This window comes from Corynebacterium sp. TAE3-ERU30, assembly GCF_019209925.1.
Lineage (GTDB): Bacteria > Actinomycetota > Actinomycetes > Mycobacteriales > Mycobacteriaceae > Corynebacterium > Corynebacterium megadyptis.
In genome coordinates this window covers 666,184-683,170 of record NZ_JAHUTO010000002.1, presented here as the reverse complement: position 1 = coordinate 683,170, position 16,987 = coordinate 666,184, and the positions used below count along the sequence as shown (strand labels likewise).

Annotated in this window: 15 protein-coding genes; 7 read left to right on the top strand and 8 right to left on the bottom strand. The window is 63.8% G+C overall.

The window, feature by feature from the left end; all coding sequences use genetic code 11:
• From KR227_RS06025 to KR227_RS06015, 3 genes are all read right to left on the bottom strand, one after another.
• A partial coding sequence (locus tag KR227_RS06025; protein ID WP_218364316.1) for an HtaA domain-containing protein occupies positions 1 to 1,451 on the bottom strand: 1,451 nt, incomplete at its 3' end.
• Between the two features lie 33 nt (positions 1,452 to 1,484).
• The gene (locus tag KR227_RS06020; RefSeq protein ID WP_218364314.1) at positions 1,485 to 2,573 is read right to left on the bottom strand and encodes an ABC transporter substrate-binding protein; all 1,089 of its coding nucleotides are present in this window, start codon (positions 2,571 to 2,573) and stop codon (positions 1,485 to 1,487) included.
• Positions 2,574 to 4,655, bottom strand: a complete 2,082-nt coding sequence (locus tag KR227_RS06015) for an HtaA domain-containing protein (RefSeq protein ID WP_218364312.1) — start codon at positions 4,653 to 4,655, stop codon at positions 2,574 to 2,576. It lies immediately after the preceding gene.
• A gap of 77 nt (positions 4,656 to 4,732) precedes the next feature.
• Here KR227_RS06015 and KR227_RS06010 point away from each other — a divergent pair, with 77 nt between their 5' ends.
• The gene (locus KR227_RS06010; RefSeq protein ID WP_218364310.1) at positions 4,733 to 5,167 is read left to right on the top strand and encodes a hypothetical protein; all 435 of its coding nucleotides are present in this window, start codon (positions 4,733 to 4,735) and stop codon (positions 5,165 to 5,167) included.
• 164 nt (positions 5,168 to 5,331) lie between these two features.
• Entirely contained in the window at positions 5,332 to 8,124 is a 2,793-nt protein-coding gene (locus KR227_RS06005; protein ID WP_218364308.1) for an HtaA domain-containing protein, read from the top strand.
• 75 nt (positions 8,125 to 8,199) lie between these two features.
• Here the strand turns inward: KR227_RS06005 and KR227_RS06000 are convergent, their stop codons facing one another.
• From KR227_RS06000 to KR227_RS05990, 3 genes are all read right to left on the bottom strand, one after another.
• A complete protein-coding gene (locus tag KR227_RS06000; protein WP_218364307.1) occupies positions 8,200 to 8,970 on the bottom strand; it encodes a heme ABC transporter ATP-binding protein in 771 nt (256 codons plus the stop codon).
• A 45-nt stretch (positions 8,971 to 9,015) separates the two neighbouring features.
• Positions 9,016 to 10,089 carry an iron ABC transporter permease gene (locus KR227_RS05995; protein WP_151529828.1) on the bottom strand — a complete coding sequence of 358 codons (1,074 nt, stop codon included), beginning with the start codon at positions 10,087 to 10,089 and terminating at the stop codon, positions 9,016 to 9,018.
• A gap of 87 nt (positions 10,090 to 10,176) precedes the next feature.
• Positions 10,177 to 11,067, bottom strand: a complete 891-nt coding sequence (locus KR227_RS05990; protein WP_218364306.1) for an A/G-specific adenine glycosylase — start codon at positions 11,065 to 11,067, stop codon at positions 10,177 to 10,179.
• An 81-nt stretch (positions 11,068 to 11,148) separates the two neighbouring features.
• On the opposite strand from KR227_RS05990, the gene KR227_RS05985 reads away from it, so the two are divergent.
• Both KR227_RS05985 and KR227_RS05980 read left to right on the top strand, forming a co-directional pair.
• Positions 11,149 to 11,778 (top strand): carbonic anhydrase, encoded by a 630-nt coding sequence (locus KR227_RS05985; protein WP_218364305.1) that lies wholly within the window; start codon positions 11,149 to 11,151, stop codon positions 11,776 to 11,778.
• A 99-nt stretch (positions 11,779 to 11,877) separates the two neighbouring features.
• Positions 11,878 to 12,543 (top strand): hypothetical protein, encoded by a 666-nt coding sequence (locus tag KR227_RS05980; protein ID WP_218364304.1) that lies wholly within the window; start codon positions 11,878 to 11,880, stop codon positions 12,541 to 12,543.
• A 3-nt stretch (positions 12,544 to 12,546) separates the two neighbouring features.
• On the opposite strand, the gene radA is transcribed toward KR227_RS05980, so the two are convergent.
• A complete protein-coding gene (gene radA, locus KR227_RS05975; RefSeq protein WP_218364303.1) occupies positions 12,547 to 13,965 on the bottom strand; it encodes a DNA repair protein RadA in 1,419 nt (472 codons plus the stop codon).
• 168 nt (positions 13,966 to 14,133) lie between these two features.
• Positions 14,134 to 14,688, bottom strand: coding sequence for a hypothetical protein (locus KR227_RS05970; RefSeq protein WP_218364302.1), 555 nt, complete (start codon positions 14,686 to 14,688; stop codon positions 14,134 to 14,136).
• 480 nt (positions 14,689 to 15,168) lie between these two features.
• Between KR227_RS05970 and KR227_RS05965 the strand changes: the two genes are divergently transcribed.
• From KR227_RS05965 to ispF, 3 genes are read left to right on the top strand one after another with little or no spacing between them, the layout of a single operon-like run.
• On the top strand, positions 15,169 to 15,747 hold the full coding sequence (locus tag KR227_RS05965; protein ID WP_218364301.1) for a CarD family transcriptional regulator: 579 nt from the start codon (positions 15,169 to 15,171) through the stop codon (positions 15,745 to 15,747).
• Positions 15,748 to 15,768: 21 nt separating this feature from the next.
• Complete coding sequence (ispD, locus tag KR227_RS05960; protein WP_151529822.1) at positions 15,769 to 16,503, top strand: 2-C-methyl-D-erythritol 4-phosphate cytidylyltransferase; 735 nt, start codon at positions 15,769 to 15,771, stop codon at positions 16,501 to 16,503.
• Positions 16,496 to 16,984, top strand: a complete 489-nt coding sequence (gene ispF / locus KR227_RS05955; protein ID WP_218364300.1) for a 2-C-methyl-D-erythritol 2,4-cyclodiphosphate synthase — start codon at positions 16,496 to 16,498, stop codon at positions 16,982 to 16,984. Before ispD ends, ispF begins: the two co-directional genes overlap by 8 nt.
• Positions 16,985 to 16,987: the final 3 nt, after the last annotated feature.

Genomic DNA, 16,987 nt, shown 5'->3' with positions numbered 1-16,987 from the left:
CCCCCCCCCGCCCCCCCCCCCCCCCCCCCCCCCGCCCCCCCCGCCACCCCCCCCCCCCCCGCCCCGCCCTCGCCAGCGTCGCCGCCGTCAGCGTCGCCGGGGGTTTCGGAGTCGCCACCGTCGGCATCGCCGTTATCGGTGTCGCCCTCGTCAGCGTCGCCACCGTCAGCATCGCCACCGTCGGCATCGCCGTTATCGGTGTCGCCCTCGCCAGCGTCGCCACCGTCGGCATCGCCACCGTCGGTGTTGCCGTTATCGGTGTCGCCCTCGCCAGCGTCGCCGCTGTCAGTGTCGCCGGGGGTTTCGGAGTCGCCGTTGTCAGCATCGCCACCGTCGGCATCGCCCTCGCCAGCGTCGCCGCTGTCAGCGTCGCCGGGGGTTTCGGAGTCGCCACCGTCGGCATCGCCGTTATCGGTGTCGCCCTCGCCAGCGTCGCCGCCGTCAGCGTCGCCGGGAGTTTCGGAGTCGCCACCGTCGGCATCGCCGTTATCGGTGTCGCCCTCGCCAGCGTCGCTGCCGTCAGCGTCGCCGGGGGTTTCGGAGTCGCTGCCGTCAGCATCGCCGTCAGCGTCGCCACCGTCGGTGTTGCCGTTGTCAGCGTCGGCATCGCCACCGTCGGTGTTGCCGTTATCGGTGTCGCCCTCGCCAGCGTCGCCGCTGTCAGTGTCGCCGGGGGTTTCGGAGTCGCCGTTGTCAGCATCGCCACCGTCGGCATCGCCGTCACCCGGGACCGGCTCGGAATCAGGCTTATTGCAGTCCTCACCGAAGGTCACAGAGCCCACCTTCAGCGGTGATACGGGTTCCTTCTCACTATAGTAAAAGCCGCCAAATGCGACCTTTCCTTCTTCGGTCATGTAACCTTCACCGTCGCTTGTGAAGGTGACGGTCTCGCCCCACTGGCCAGTGAACGGTTCGGAGAGGGTCCACTCTGCGAAACGAACATTGTTCATGGTCTCCCATTCGCCAATGGTCGTGATACCCTCAAACTTGCGGAACTTTGCATCCAGGTACATCACGGCCTGCGTGCCAGTGATCTCGAGGCGGAAATCGGAGAAAGTAATGTTCAATTTCGCATTCTCGCCTTCTCCGTGCCCGATGAAGTGGAGGGTACCGGGAACAAACAGGGTTACGGAGTCGGGATCCGCGGAGTATGCCTGCCCAGCGGTGAAGGTCCAGTTCTTTCCGCTACCCGCATCGGTCACGGAGCCAGTGGACTCCACGCTGCCGCGGGCGGCACCGATTGTGATGTACCTAACAAGGGAGTCGCGCACACTCCATTCGAAGGTACCGCTGTGGGCGGCAACGATCTTATTGTCGGCAACACAGTTCTTGTCCTGCACTACCTCTGCGAAGGCAGTGGCGGGGGTGAGGGAGACTGCGAGTGACGCAGAGACTGCACCAGCAAGCGCCATGCGGCGAATCCGGGCGCGGGAAGAGCGATTCAGGGACATGGTGTTAGATACCTTTCGATATGAGGATCGGTGTTACTGGGAGTTGGGGTTGTACAGGGCAGTGGCGAAGGCGAGAATCATCTCGCCCGTCTGAGGGCCGAAGCTCAAGGCTTGGCTGTCCGCGATGGTGATGAAGCGTTTATTCTTGGCTGCCTCAGTCTCGGCCACGCCGGGGCGGGAGAGCATGCCATCGACACCGCCGGTGGACTCGAGCCCTTTGGACATCATCACGATGACATCGGGATTGAGCTTGGCGAAGGCTTCGGCATTGGCCGGGGCCATGTCGGCGATATCGGCTTCCTTGGCCGCATCCACCGCGCCCACAGACTCGAAGAGTTCTGCGGTGCCGCTTTCCGGTCCAAGAATGAAGAACACCCCAGAGGAACCTCGCGCGTACACGAAGGCAGCGCGGGGAGCCTGATCGGGGACGATCTCGCTGACGGCGTCGATTGCTTCATCGCGTTCCTTTTCCGCGCGTTCCGCGAGTTCTTCACCCTCGTCGTCGAGGCCTACGACCCCGGCGATGGTGCGGATGTCGTCGCCAATCGATGCCATCTTCCGGCTCGGATTGATCACCACGGTGGTCACGCCGGCATCGCGGAGCTGGTCAATAGCTGAGTCTGGGCCGATGGAGTGATCCACGATGATCAGACTCGGGTCGAGAGCCAGCACGGCCTCCACATTGATGTTGTGGCCACCTTGGGTCACCACCGGCAGCTCCTGCAAGCTGGGCTCTTCGGAACTGACGGTGCGGCCCACGATGTTGTCTCTGAGCCCCAGGCCCGCAATGGTGCGGGAGGTAGTGCCGTAGAGGTCCAGAGGCATGATCCGCGAGACATCGGTGACGGTGACGTCGTAGCCATCAGAGTCGCTGAGCTCCACGGGAAGCTCAGGGCTGACGTCCTCGGCTACGGGGGTGACATCCCCGACGAGCTGAGTCTCTACAGCTCCGCTATCGCCGACCTCTGCGGAGCTGCTGTTCAGGTTCTCCAACGCCTGCTCGAAACTGGTTTGTTCGGCGCGAGCGTTGTTGTTGTTATCACCGGGTGTGGATACGTTGAGTCCACATCCGGCGAGCACAACGGAGCCGATGAGGCTCAGTGCCGCGAGGCGAATTTTCACTTAGGCTCCTTTCTTTTGTCGCACCGCGAGGTAGCTGGTTCCGGCTGCCGCAAAGATGAACACGACGCCACCGGCGAGGAGCTGCCATGGGCTCATGCCCTCACTGACAGACGCCAGAGCGGTGTCTTCCGCCTTCTTGTTCTTCTTTTTGTTCTTGAACTCGACGTCCTTGCCCTCTTCGAACATGGACTCTTCCTCGCCTTCGCCCTCGGCCTCGGCCAGTTCTTCTTCATCGATCACGCCGTCACCGTTGAGGTCCACAGCGTCGACCGAATCGCCATTGGCGAGGGCGTCGGCAGCGGCCGCACCAATCGAGGCCATTCCGCCGGTGCCGCCGGCGGAGCTGGAGGTGGCGGCCGAACCATCAGCGCAGGCGGATTTCCCGCTGAGCTTGGCGCGGAAGTTCACTGGGTCCATGGCTGTTCCGGGTGGATAGAACTCGGCAAAGGCGCGGGATCCGGCCTGGGTGAGCACCACGTTCGCGGAACCAGACACAGCGGAGCTAGTGGCGTTGAGGCTGGTCACCTGCAGGGTGCCGATAGCCACATCACCGAAGTTGGAGGGGTTGCCCGAGGTGTCGGAGGAGGTGACATTGGCTACGAGCTGGCCCGTGTTGCCCTTGATCACCACGCGTGGGTTACGGATCTTCATGTCCAGTTTCCCCTTGTGGCCATTGAAGGCCACGGTGCCGGAGGTAGCGATCGTGCCGGCGCGTGCATCGGGATCGAAGCTGCCGGATCGACCGGAGAACACGAAGATGCCGCCATTATCGCGAACGCCGCTGGTGCGCCAGCCACCCTTCGCAATCGAGCCGCGAATATAGCTGCGGAAGGATTGCTTGACTCCCCACGCCACTTGTCCGGAGGACACGCCATTACAGGTGCGCGCCGACGCGGACTGTCCGGGTGCGGCCGCCACGGGCTTCGTGCCACCCGCGTTGCCGGAGACACCAGGCGCGTTCGGGGGAACAATACCGCCGTCGGAGTCGGTATTACCGGGAGTGTCCGCGCCCCAAGGGGCGTCACCGAAGGGGTCGCCGCCAGCGTTGCCACCGGCGGGTGCTTCGGAGTCCCCGCCACCTGGGCGGGAGTTGTCCGAGTTCCCGTTATCGGTCTCGCGGCCAGGCTGCGGCTTCTTTCCGGAGTTCGAGGAGTCTCCACCGGAATCCCCAGGCGTGGGCTTGGGGACTGTGCCGCAGGCTTTTTTCACCTTGATGGTGAGGGTGACTGGGTCCAGAGTGTCGCCGGCGCGGTAGAACTCGGAAAGCGCCTGGGAACCACGCTCGGTGATACGCGCTTCAGCCACGTGCGTACCCGAGGTAATGGGAGCCGTCCGGAACTCGAGATCGGCGAAGGGTACATCTTTTCCCAGCTCCTTCACTGGGTTACCTTCGGCGTCTTGGCTGTACATCGAGGTAAGGAGCTTCGCTTTGCGCGGGGAGATCATTTTCACGGCGGGATCTTCGAAGCTGGTCTTGAGCAGCCCACCGTGGCCGTTGAACTCCACCTTGCCTTCGCTACGGATCAGTCCCTTAACCTCACCGGTAGTCACAAACTCCTTGTCGATGGGGAAGATGAAGCTGCCGTTGTTCTCCTTCGCTGGGGCGCTGACCTTCCAGCTGCCCTTGGCGATCGGCCCCTTGATGTATTTCCGGAAGGACTCCCGCACACCCCAGGACAGATCGCCAGAAATGTTCACGCCTTCAGATGCGGAGCATCGCGAGGGTGAAGATGGCTCGGGCTCGGGCTCGGGGCTGGGCGAGGGGCTGGGCTTGGGGCTAGGGGAGGGCTTGGTGGTCTCCGTCGGCTCGGCGGGGGATGGTTCTGGCTGCTGCCAGCTGCCGGAGGAACTCCACAGATCTGCGGATGACGATGCCTTGGACTGGCTGGTGCTTGGGTCTGGCTGCTCCTTAGTCGTAGAGGATGCGGCACTGCTTGTCGTTGTGGTGGTGGTGTCTTCCGCCGCGGCCGTGGGAGCTAGCGGCATGACACATGCGGCCGTCAAGGCAGCCGCTGATAACCCCGCTGCCAGTCGGCGGCGGGTGCGCTGCCGACGGACGCGGGGCAGAAGTGAGAGTGACATCTACTCACCCCTCCTTTACATGTTTGCGCAAAGGTTAAACCAAGAGAGAGGAAAAGTATAGGGTAGGCTAACGAGGCATGTGTTCGGACCGAGATTATTTTGCACCAGAAAAAAGGGGCCCAGCAGGGGTCTTAGATGAACATAAATATTATGCCGTTACCCCCATAGAGAGGGGGCTGTTCGCCTTCGTGATGGCGGCAGTGGCGGTGTCCATAACGACGGGGAACGCTTATCTGTTTATTGGATTCGCCACAGCATTGCTGGCCTGCGTAATTGCTATATTCTTTCACCCTCTGCGGCGGCGGTTGCGGGCCATGGGGGCCGCGGAGGAAAGAGTGAAAAGCCCAGCTAAGACAATAGTTGTGACCGTGGCGATGTGGGCAGTGGTGTTTATGCTCATCATTATTTTCTCCGCTTGGACCCCGCCGGAGGAGTGGCTCACAATGGTGGGCTATATAGCTGTTGGTCTATGTTCAATTGCGGCTACTCAGCTCGCTTTGAGCAATGTATGAAATAAATGAATATCAATCTATCCCCCCTGTGGGGGTGTGCCTGTTCTGCGTATATAGATAGGCGTGATTACCCCCTATTGTCCATGTCATCCTATGTGTAGTTACCTCATTAGGAGCAAGGGCAGCCTAACTAGGGGCTGCGTGGATTATGGAGTGAGGGCACAGTGACATCTTCCAATCGAGCACAGACTGGAAATATTCTTAACCGCACCATCGTGGCCTGCACGGCCGCCACGACCGTCTCTCTGGCGGGGATGCTCTACCCCAGCGCTATCGCTGGTGCGGTGGAGGCCGGTGGCGGCGAGGTGGCGTCGACAAGCGATAAGCAGCAGAGTGCGGAATACATGGAGTGGGCGCTGCGCGAGAGCTTCATCAATTATGTGGGCGGCGCGACGAGTGTGAGCGGCGGGGCGAGCAAGACCATCGAGGGTGATGCCCGGGTCGAGCGCGGTTATCGATTCACGCTGAAGAAGGTCAGCTACGACGAGGACACCGCAACCACCCGCGCCGAGTTCAACGGCACCGTGCACTTCCTGCAATATTGCAGCGGATCGACGCCCGCCCGCGGCAGCTGCGCTCTGGACCTAGAGTTCAGCGATCCGACGATCGTGGTGGGCGAGGACTCCTATCTCGAGATGGACGTCTACGCCAAGCAGTACCCCAGCGGGGACGTCTTTGAGAAGAAACGAGCGCGCATCGCGACGATCAACCCCTCCTCAGCCACGTTCACGCAGGACGGATCAATGGCGCAGTGGAGCAATCTGGTGCCGACGCTCACCGCCGATGGGGTGCGTGCATTCTCCAATTTCTACAATCTCGGCAGCCCGCTGGCGCCGGTCTCCTTCGCGTATGAGGGAAGCGGCGGCATGCCGGCCGGTGCGGAAGGCGGACGCAAGCTAGTTGGTGGGGTGCGCACCGATTTGGAGGCGGAATCCTCCCGCGCCGTGATGGTGGGCGACTATCTCGTGCTGGCCACCAAGAGCGGGCTGAGCGTGCTGGATGTGCGCACGATGCAGCAGATTCAGCACCTGTCCATTTCCTCGGATGACAGCGCCTGGGTGGTTTCGCCAGGCAAGAACACGCTGTTCTTCCTCGATGACGGCGCCGTGAAACAGGCCTCCGTGGGGCCGAAGGGTCTGGAGAACATCACTGAGGTGATCGCGAAGGACGAGGCCGGTACCATCACCGGCATCGCCAGCGCCCCCACCGAGGATGGCTGGGTGCTCTACGCGCTGCGCAATGAGGGCGCCGGCAATGCCACGCTGATCACCCGCAGCTCCGATGGCACCCGCAGCGACCGCGCGATTGCCAATGTTCGCTCCACCATTGACGGGCTGGATGCTGCCTCCGATCAGGCATTGGGCTCCGTCTACGGCGAGAGCTACTCGTTCGCTCCGATGCGCGATATGGCTGTGCTTGATGACGGTTCGCTGCTGTTCTTCCCCGCCTCTGGGGTGGATCAGGACGAGGGCACCTGGCGAGTGCCGCCGCTGCGTATTGATCCCGCCGCCGACAACCTCCAAGCCACAGTGGTGCCTGGCAGCGATCCGGTGGCCGCCGATATGCGCCCCTCGGGCATGGTGGTTTCCGGGAACACGGTGGCCTTCTACAACGACAGCTACACCACGGGTTCTCGGGTGCAGTTCTTTACCTACAACAACGGTGAGCTCACTCCGCTTGGCGACGCCGCCCGCATCGGTGAACTACACAGCATTTCAGGGGTTGCGCCCCTCGGCGATGGCACCGCGGTAGTGACCGCCGAAAGCGATGGCTCCCTGAATGTGGTGGATATGCGCACCTTGGAAGTGATCGATAAACAGACCATTCCGAACACCAAGGGCACCAGCGGCACGACCCGCGTGCTTCTAGTCCGCAGCCCCGAAGACATCATCACCGGCGGCGTCGTCACCGACACCACAACCTATGAGGACTTCCTCGAGGTCAATCGCTTCGCCACCAGCGAGGCACTGGCTGTGGATAGCGAAGCCGAGGATGAAGAACTCCTCGGCGAGGAGGATGAGGACACCGAGGGCGGAGACGCTGAGAACGGTGAAGGCACCGAGGGCGAGGACACCGAGAGCGAGGACGCTGAGGGCGAAGAGGGCGGTGAGAGCACCGAGACATCCGACGCTGCTGAGCCTGAGGAGGACAACGACGCATCGGAATCCGGAGATACGGATGCCAGCGAGACCTCCTCGGAGCCGAGCCCGAGCGAGGATCCCAGTACTGAACCCAGCAGTGACCCAAGCGCAGAGCCGAGCTCCAGCACCGAGCCGAGCACTGAACCCAGCGAGGAGCCGAGTTCCAGCACCGAGCCGAGCGCTGAACCTAGTGACGAGCCGAGCACCAGCGCAGAGCCGAGCGAGGAACCCAGCGAAGAGCCCAGCCCCAGCACGACCGCTGAACCCGACGCAGAAGACACGGATGAAGGTGCGGCCGAGGACGGCGATAGCGAGGATGCTCCAGAGAGCACCTCTGAGCCAGCCGAGGACAACGAGACGAGCACTGAGCCCTCGGAGTCAAGCAGTGCCACCGAGACTCCCGAGCCGAGCCCTGCCGCGCCAGAGACCTCGGTAGAGGAGGCCCCAGACGCCGAGGACACCACAACCACCGAGGCCCCTTCCTCCGAGAGCGCTCCGTCATCGTCGAGTGTTCCCTCGCCGAGCGAGACCAGCATCTCCCCCGAGCCCAGCGTTGTCAGTGGCCCCGCATCTCAAGGCGTGGAGACCCCAGCCGAGACACAGCCTGCCCCGAAGCCGGTAGAAAACTCGGCGGCGCCCGTCTCCCCGCAGGAGCGTGAGGCGGCGAGCGCAGGCTCTGCCGCAGCGGAGCAGTCCGGTTTGGCCCGCACGGGTGCGGCGGTGCGCGGCATGGCGATTGTCGCCGGACTCATCAGCGCTATTGGTGTGGCGTTGATCGTGCGTGCTCGCGTGCAACGGTCGAAGAACGAGCGCTAAATACGCAGTCTCGATGCCTAAAGAGAAACAGCGGTGAGCATTCACCGCTGTTTTTCTATTCTCGCCTTCGCCGCTTTAGCGCGGGCGAATCCACGGGTGATCGCCCTCCCAGGTGACGTCGATGTCCCAGCCGTAGACAGAGCTGAGAATCTCGGGGGTGCACACCTCGCGCGGGGTGCCAGAGACCACCACGCGGCCGTGTTGCAGCAGCACGAGCCGATCGCAGTGCCGGGCAGCGGTGGCGAGATCGTGGACGATGATGAGCACCCCGCGGCCGGTTTGGGCGACGCGACGGATGGTGCGCATGGTGGCCTCGGCCCGGCCGATGTCCATGGCAGCGATCGGTTCGTCGAGAAGCATCGCCTGCGATTGCTGCGCAATCACGCGTGCCAGGGCGGCCCGGGCGCGCTCACCGCCGGAAAGCGTGGAGACTTCGCGGTCGGCGAACTCGGTGAGATCGAGCAGTTCGAGGGCCTCCTGCACAATCTCCGCGTCGCGGTCCGGATCGGGCTTCCAGGGGGTGCGACCCATGGCCACTACGTCCTCGACGGTGAAGGAAAAGGCCACCGAGGTGTCTTGCAGCATCACCGAACGCAGCTGTCCGGCTTCCCGCGGTGAGGTTTCGGCGTAGCTGCGCCCGGCGAGCTGCACCTCGCCGGAGTTGGGGGTGTAGTCGCCGGAGAGTGCGGCGAGGAGGGTGGATTTGCCGGCGCCATTGGGGCCGATCAGCCCGAGCACCTCACTGGGCTGAAGCTCGATGGAGATATCGCTGAGCAGGTCGCGTTCCGTGTTATCTACGGTGATGCTCACGTTCAGGTTCTTCGCTGATAGCAGGGGAGTGCTCATGGGGTACTCGACTCGGTGTGTCCTCTTCAAACGGGGGCGGTGGGTTTAGAGCTGGCCGCGCTTGAGCAAGTTGCGGCGCAGCAGCACGAAGAACATCGGCCCGCCCACGAGGGCGGTGAAGATGCCAATGGGTAATTCGGAATAGGGGATGAGGATTCTGGCCACCAGGTCCGCGCCGGTGACGAGGGTGGCGCCGCCGATCGCAGAAAGCGGCACCAGCCAGCGATTCGAGGGGCCGATACCTTGGCGCAGAATATGCGGCACGATCAGCCCGACAAAGGAGATGATGCCGGCGAAGCTCACCGCTGCGGCGCACAGCGCAGTGGATAGGGCGATCACTCCTGGGCGCAGCACCTTCATATTCGCCCCGGCATGGGCGGCGGCGCGCTCGCCGAGCGCCAATAAGTCCAGTGAGGGGGAGATGCGAATAGCAAGAGCAATGCAGACCGCGATGGGAATAAGGACTGTCACCACGTGCGGCCATTGGGCGCCGTTGAGCGAGCCCATCTGCCAGAAGATGATCTGCTCGCGGGAGGTGGTGGGCGCCAAAAACACCAGGAAGCTAATCGCGGCCCCAGCGACGGCATTGACGGCGATGCCGGTGAGGATCAGGGTCACCACTTTGACGCTGCCGCGGATGGAGGAGAGCAGATACACCAAGGCCGCGGTGGCGATACCGGAGATAAACGCCAGCACGGGCACCGTCGCGGTGGAGACAAACACGAGGTTGAACACGATGGCCACGGCCGCGCCCACGGCGCAGCCACTGGTCACGCCGATCACGCCGGGTTCTGCCAGGGGATTGCCCAATAATCCTTGCAGCAGCGCCCCCGCTACGCCCAAGGCGGCACCAACGAGCAGCCCTAACACAACGCGGGGCATGCGCACATTCCAGATCACGGAATGGGTGGCATCCACCCCGGTGTCGCCATAAGGTCCAGCAAATAAGGATTCGATGGTGCGTTGCGGGGCTATGCCGTACTGCCCCAGGGCGATATTGGCGATTATGCTGAGCAGGCAGGCGCCGATGAGCGCGGCGATCCAGAGGGTGCGATAGCGCTGGCCGCGCGGCCGCTGGGCGGCGTCGGCGCGGCGACGTCGAGTGGCGAGGGTAGTCATGGGCTCCCTTAGTACGCAGACAAAATATTAAAGTAAGCCTACCCTGTCGCCAGAGTGCTGTGCTGGTTGCTCTCCCGTGCCGTGTTCTTAGCGCGGCAGGGCGAAATGATCGTCGGCTACCGCTTCGAGTAAACCGTCGTCGAGCAGCGAAAATAGTGCCCGCGCCAGCTGTGCCTTGTCCTCCCACACCGCATCGATCTCTGCCCGCTGTACCTGTTTGTGGGCGCGGGCCAAGGCCATAATCTTTCCCCGCACTTGGCGATCGGTGCCCTGGAATTTCTGCACTCGCTTCTTGCTGGCCGCTAGTTCCGCCGCGCTGGGCTCCGGGCAGCCCGCGAGCTGCCAGCGACAGCTCTTCAGCAAGGGGCATTCCGTGCAGCGCGGCGAGGAGGCGGTACAGACCAGTGCTCCGAGCTCCATGATGGCGGTGGACAGCTCCGCGGCGCGCTCCTCCGCTGCGGCATCGGTGCCGGCGGGCAGCAGCGCCTCCACATCGGCCAGGTCCTTCTTGCGGGCAGGCCGGGGCAGATAGCGGCCATGCACCGCCCGAGAGATAACGCGCCGAACATTGGTATCAACCACCGGAACGCGGCGTCGATAATGAAAAGCAAGGACCGCCCGCGCGGTGTAGTCGCCGATACCGGGCAGATCCAGCAGCGCTGCAAGATCGTCGGGAACCTCGCCGTGATGGCGGTCGGTGATGGCCTGGGCGCATTCCTTGAGCCGCAGCGCCCGGCGCGGATAACCCAGCCGATCCCAAGCGGTGAGGATGTCTGCGGTGGAGGCCTGCGCCACATCCTGCGGGGTGGGCCAGCGCCGCATCCACGCCTCCCACTGCGGTTCGACCCGCGCCACCGGGGTCTGCTGGCTCATGACCTCGGAGACGAGCACGCCCCAGGCGCTGGTGCCAGGCGCGCGCCACAGCAACGGGCGGCGGTGGGCGGTGAACCATGTCAGAAGTGCGGCCGAGTTAAACATCAGGGTTTATTAGCCTAGTAGGGGGGATATGTAGAGCAATAAGCACCCATGATGTCCTGCCGGAGTGGAAGAATGACACGTATGGGTAAAGCTGAAAACTACAAGACGCTCACTCCGCAGGAAGCCTGGGATGTGTTGCAGGAGGGCAATAGGCGATGGCGGGAGATGAGTCCCGCGTATCCCCGCCAGTGCTCGCAGCGTCGCGAAGAATTGCGTGAGGGGCAGGCGCCGAGCGTGTGCGTATTGGCCTGCTCGGATTCGCGTGCACCCATTGAGACCATCTTCGATCAGGGGCTCGGCGATGTTTTCGTGATCCGCACCGCCGGAGAAACCGTGGACAACGCCGTGCTGGCCTCCTTGGAATTCGCGGTGGAGGGCCTCGGCGTGCCGCTCTTGGTGGTACTCGGCCACCAATACTGCGGTGCGGTTGCTGCCACCGTCGGCGCGCTCGACGAGGGCCCCATTCCCGAGCGTTTCCAACGCGAGCTGGTGCAGCAGGTGGCCCCCTCGGTCATCGAGGCCCGCCGCAAGGGCGGTGACAGCACCGATGACTACGAGCGCGAGCACGCCCTGCAAACGCTGAAGTCGGTCATTCACCGTATCCCCATCATTCAGGAGCTTGTCGACGCCGGCACGCTCGGTGTCGTCAGCGCGCGCTACCGCCTCGACGACGGCGTGGTGGAGAAGCTCATCGCCTTCGGCGTGGAGTAGGCTCTGGCCCAGGATTCGGGCGCTGAGCTGTAAGAATGAGGCAGACACGCCGGTGTAGTTGCCGGCTGTCTCGCAGGGAGTGCAGTTAAGCTAGAGGGCGTGAACACTCCCAGACCGCAGAAGAGACTGCCCGATGAGATCTACATGCGCCGCCGCGTTGCGGCCGTGGTGATCTTGGTTGTCGTCATTGGCCTGCTTGTGTGGATCATCAGCGCGCTGGCCGGCGGGGACGATAATTCCACCGAACCGGATAACGCCGCACAGACCACCGCCACCTCTGCTAGTAATGAGGAGACGAACACGGACGAGGGCGAAGCTGACTCGAAGGAGGCGTCGACAAGCGTCGAAACCTCCGCGAAGGAAGAGCCGAAGCCCAGCTGCCGCCTGGAGGATCTAGAGATCCGGGCGGAGATGAGGCAATCGGAGTTCGAGCCGAACCAGACTCCGACCTTCTACATGATCGTCAATAACCCCACCAAGGCGGACTGCACCATTGACCTGAGCAAGGAGCAGCTGCGCTATGAGGTGTATAACCTCGACACCAGCGAGCGGGTGTGGGCGGACACGGACTGCAACCCGCCGGAGGATGACTCCGATAAGGTCTTCGAGGCAGGAACCGAGACCAACTATGAGGCGCAGTGGTCCAAGACCACCTCGGCGCCGGGGCAATGCGATAACCGGCAGCGGGTGCCCAGCGGCGCCTACTTCCTGCACACCGTCATCGGCGATAATGCCTCCGAGGCTGTGACCTTCAACCTGAAATAGCCGCTAGCGCCGAGAATCGAGAGCCACGATCGCATCCTGGATCGTGGCTACTTCTCTAATATCCATCGATCGGGCGCCCTTCGGTGATCCGGCGGGCAGATTCCCCGCGGGAATCAGGGCGCGGGTATAGCCGAGGCGGCTGGCCTCCACGAGGCGCTTATCGGCGTCCGGGACCCGCCGAATCTCCCCAGCCAAGCCGACCTCGCCAAGCACCACGGTGCGGGAGGGCAGCGGGCGACGATTCATCGCGCTCACCGTGGCCAGCGCCACCGCGAGATCCGCCGCGGGCTCGCTGACCCGCATGCCCCCGACCGTGGCTACATACACCTCTTTATCGTCCGAGCGCTTCTGGGCGCGGGCCGCCAACACCGCCAGGATCATCGGCACGCGGGTGGCGTCGAGGCCGGTGACGGCACGCCGCGGATTCTTCGATTGCGTGTCTACGAGCAGGGCCTGCACCTCGGCGAGTATGGGGCGCACCCCATCCATGGTGACCGTCACCGCCGAGCCATCGGGGGTGGTGCCCATGTGGGAAAGAAAGAGCCCGCTGGGGTCTTTGACCTCCTTGATTCCGGAGGAGGTCTGTTCGAAACAGCCCACCTCATCCGTGGCACCGAAACGGTTCTTCATCCCGCGCAGCATCCGTAGCGAGGAGTGCTTATCGCCCTCGAAGTTGAGCACCACATCCACCAGGTGCTCGAGCACCCGTGGGCCGGCAACAGTGCCGTCCTTGGTCACATGCCCCACCAGCAGCACGGGGATACCGGAGGCCTTGGCCATGCTGGTCAGGGCGGCGGTGACCGCGCGCGACTGGGCCACCCCGCCCTGCACGCCATCCACATCGGCGGCGGTGACAGTCTGCACCGAGTCCACGATCACCAGCGAGGGCTGCAGCTGCGTGATGTGGCCAAAAATGGTGTCGAGATCCGACTCGGCCGCAAGGTAGAGGCTCTCCCGCAGCCCGCCGGTGCGCTCGGCGCGCATGCGGACCTGCCCCGCGGACTCTTCGGCGGTGACATAGAGGGCGGTGCGGGTGCTCTCCCCCTCACGCTGCGCGGCCCAGCGGGCGGCGACTTCTAGCAGCAAGGTGGACTTTCCCACGCCCGGCTCACCGGCCATCAGCACCACGGATCCGGGCACAATGCCCGCTCCCAGCACACGATCCAGTTCGGAGATACCGGTGGTCATCGCCAGCGAGGAGGTGGGGTCGATGCTGGTGATCGATGCTGCCGCCGTGGTGGGGGTGAGCCCCTGGGTAGAACGAGACGCCGCCGCACCGCCGCGTCCCGTGGCGTGCTGGGCTGGGGCGGCCTGCTCTGTCAGCGTGCCCCACTCGCCGCAGCTGGGGCAGCGTCCCAGCCACTTCGGGCTCGAATGGCCACACTCGGAGCAGACGAATGCTGTTTTAGGTTTGCGGGCCATGCAGCAGAGCCTTTCTAGACAAGGGGAGTGGATGGGCTGGGCAGACGCGGGTGCGCGGGGCAGGCGGGAGGCACGCCCGCGGCGAGCGCAGCAGCATGCAAAAATCCGGCATCATCAACTCTTGGAGGAAGTGTTGAGGATACCGGATAGGGCACGCGCGGTGATGGTTTAGTTCTCCACTTCGCGATCGCTCATGAAGGTTTCCTGCTGGTTGCCGGCGACGGTGGCGATCATGTCGATCGTGGCGTCATCGAAGGTGAAGGTCACGCTCACATTGCCGCCGATGGGGAAGCCCGGGTTATTCACGGTGGAGGTGGCGTAGGTGATGCAGGCATCGTCCTTGCCCGGCTTCTTCAGGGCCTTAATATTCTGCGCGGTATCGGCCACGAGAGAGCAGTTCTGCCCCAGCGAGGGATTAGCGGAGAGCTGCACCTCATTGCCTTCGATCTCGACGGACTTAAGGGTGTGCGAGGTGCCACTCGGATCCTGGTTGATCGCAGTGAACTTCAGGCCAGTGGTGGCGTCTTCCTCCACAATCACGTGGACATCCCGCACGGCCATGAGGCCATCCTCGGTGCCAGCGGAGGCACCGTCCACAGCGGCAACCTGATCAGAGGTCTGGGAGACCTGTCCGGCACCGCAGGCGGCGAGTGCAAGGGCCGAGAGGCCGGCCACCGCAGCCAGTCCGGCGCGACGGGCTGCCGAGTTCAGTGGATTCTTCACGTTCAATGCCCTCCATCTAAGGCTTCGCATGGATCTAGATTATTAACAGTCACTCTAGCTAATTCTAAGGTTATTCACACAGTTTCTTCCCCGTACGGGGGCGAGACTGAGACGGGTATTACCGCCTGCTTAGGGCACACTATCCCCGGCGCGCAGGCCCCGCCCCGGCCGGCTGTGTGGGGCGTGATGTGGTCCGTTTTCGCGGTGATCGTACGAGCTGAACTGGGCACTCTTCAGCAGCGGTGCTGCGGGCGCGTGCCCACGGCTGCCGAGCTATACCCGCCGGCGCGGCGTGACACCGGATGCGGCAGGGTCGGGGAGGCGCCCAGACCGGCGAGGCCGGCGCCGCAGGTGGCGGTGCTGGCGTGCTAGAATAGACGCGCTTTACGTATCAGTATCGTGGCGCAGTGCGCGCCGCGAACTGTGGAGCCGCCAACGCAGTGAGTCACACATTTCCCAGTGAAGAGAGTGCAAAAAGGTATGGATTTTAAGGTCGGAGACACGGTCGTCTACCCCCATCACGGTGCCGCCCGCATCGAGGCCATGGAGCAGCGGCAGATGGGAGACGACGTGCTCGACTTCCTGGTGCTGCAGATCCTGCAGTCCGATCTGGTGGTGCGGGTTCCTGCCAAGAACGTGGAGCTGGTGGGCGTTCGCGATGTCGTGGGCGATGAGGGCCTGCGCAAGGTCTTCTCGGTGCTGCGCGATATGGATGTGGAAGAGGCCGGCAACTGGTCTCGCCGCTATAAGGCCAATCAGGAGCGCCTCGCCTCGGGTGATGTGAATAAGGTCGCCGAGGTGGTGCGTGATCTGTGGCGCCGCGATCAGGACCGCGGCCTGTCCGCAGGTGAAAAGCGCATGCTGGCCAAGGCCCGCCAGATCCTGGTGGGCGAGCTGGCCCTTGCCAAGGAGCTGGACGAGTCCAAGGCGGAGGAGCTCGAGAAGCAGTACGCCGACGCCATCGCGCGGCATCGCGCCGCCGCGTCGGGAGTCACCGCCCCGGTGGAGGACGATGACCTCGATGATGTGGACCTCGACGACCTCAACTTCGACGACTAACCCGCAGCCCGCCGCGCCGCCATGTCCCCCACAGTGACTGCGATTATTGCCGCCGCCGGTTCCGGCACCCGCCTCGGTGCGCCGATGCCGAAGGCCTATGTGCCGCTGCGCGGGGTGACCTTATTAGAGCGCAGCATCACCGCGATGCTCACCTCCCAGGTGGTCGATGCCATCGTGGTCACCGTCAGCCCCGACATGGAGGACTACGCCCGCACCTTGCTGCGGAAACGGGGCCTCGACGGCGAGGTGACCCTGGTGCATGGCGGTGCCGAGCGCGCCGATTCCGTGTGGCGCGGATTGCAGGCCATCACTCATGAGCAGGGCGTTGTGCTGGTGCACGATAGCGCCCGCGCGCTCACCCCGCCGGGCATGATCGCCCGCGTCGCCCGGGCCGTGGTCCAGGGCGCGCCCGCGGTGATCCCGGTGCTGCCGGTGGCGGATACTATCAAGGAGATCCGCGAGGTAGATGGGCAGCAGCAGGTGGCATCCACCCCAGATCGCTCCACCTTGCGCGCCGTGCAAACCCCGCAGGGTTTTGATTTGGCAGTGCTCCGCGAGGCCAACCGCGCCTATTTTGCCCAGCCGAGTTTTGTGGCCACCGACGATGCCAGCCTCATGGAATGGTTCGGGGTGCCGGTGCGCTGTGTGCAGGGCGATCCCATGGCCTTTAAAGTAACCACCCCCATGGACATGCTCCTGGCCACTCAGGTGACCGATAGCGCCGAGTCCACGATTTTCGAGGTGCCCAGTGACTAGCCCCATCATCCCCCGCGTCGGCATCGCCACCGATGCCCACCAAGTCCAAGACGGCAAAGACTGCTGGATCGCCTGCCTCCTCTTCCCCGGCCAGCCCGGCTGTGAGGGGCATTCCGATGGTGACGTTGTGGCGCATGCGCTTGTCGACGCCCTGCTCTCGGCGGCCAACCTCGGCGACCTGGGTAGTTTCGTCGGTGTGGGGCGGGCCGAATATGACGGCGTCAGTGGCGGGCAGCTCCTGCGCGAATGCCGCCAGCTGCTCGATGAGCACGGGTTTGTCATCGGCAACGTTGCCGCCCAGCTTGTGGGCCAGTCTCCACGATTAGGGCAGCGTCGACAAGAAGCAGAAGAAAAGATCTCCGAGATTCTGCGCTGCCCGGCATCCATCGCGGCCACCTCGACCGACCACTTAGGCTTCACCGGCCGCCATGAGGGGCGCGCCGCCGTTGCTACCGCCGTGGTGTGGCAACCGTTAGACTAAGCG

Bases quoted from the DNA above. Each gene is read 5' to 3' on its own strand.
- KR227_RS06015 (WP_218364312.1), bottom strand. From the start codon at position 4,655: ATGTCACTCTCACTTCTGCCCCGCGTCCGTCGGCAGCGCACCCGCCGC.
- KR227_RS06010 (WP_218364310.1), top strand. From the start codon at position 4,733: ATGTGTTCGGACCGAGATTATTTTGCACCAGAAAAAAGGGGCCCAGCA.
- KR227_RS06000 (WP_218364307.1), bottom strand. From the start codon at position 8,970: ATGAGCACTCCCCTGCTATCAGCGAAGAACCTGAACGTGAGCATCACC.
- KR227_RS05995 (WP_151529828.1), bottom strand. From the start codon at position 10,089: ATGACTACCCTCGCCACTCGACGTCGCCGCGCCGACGCCGCCCAGCGG.
- KR227_RS05990 (WP_218364306.1), bottom strand. From the start codon at position 11,067: ATGTTTAACTCGGCCGCACTTCTGACATGGTTCACCGCCCACCGCCGC.
- KR227_RS05985 (WP_218364305.1), top strand. From the start codon at position 11,149: ATGGGTAAAGCTGAAAACTACAAGACGCTCACTCCGCAGGAAGCCTGG.
- radA (WP_218364303.1), bottom strand. From the start codon at position 13,965: ATGGCCCGCAAACCTAAAACAGCATTCGTCTGCTCCGAGTGTGGCCAT.
- KR227_RS05965 (WP_218364301.1), top strand. From the start codon at position 15,169: ATGGATTTTAAGGTCGGAGACACGGTCGTCTACCCCCATCACGGTGCC.
- ispD (WP_151529822.1), top strand. From the start codon at position 15,769: ATGTCCCCCACAGTGACTGCGATTATTGCCGCCGCCGGTTCCGGCACC.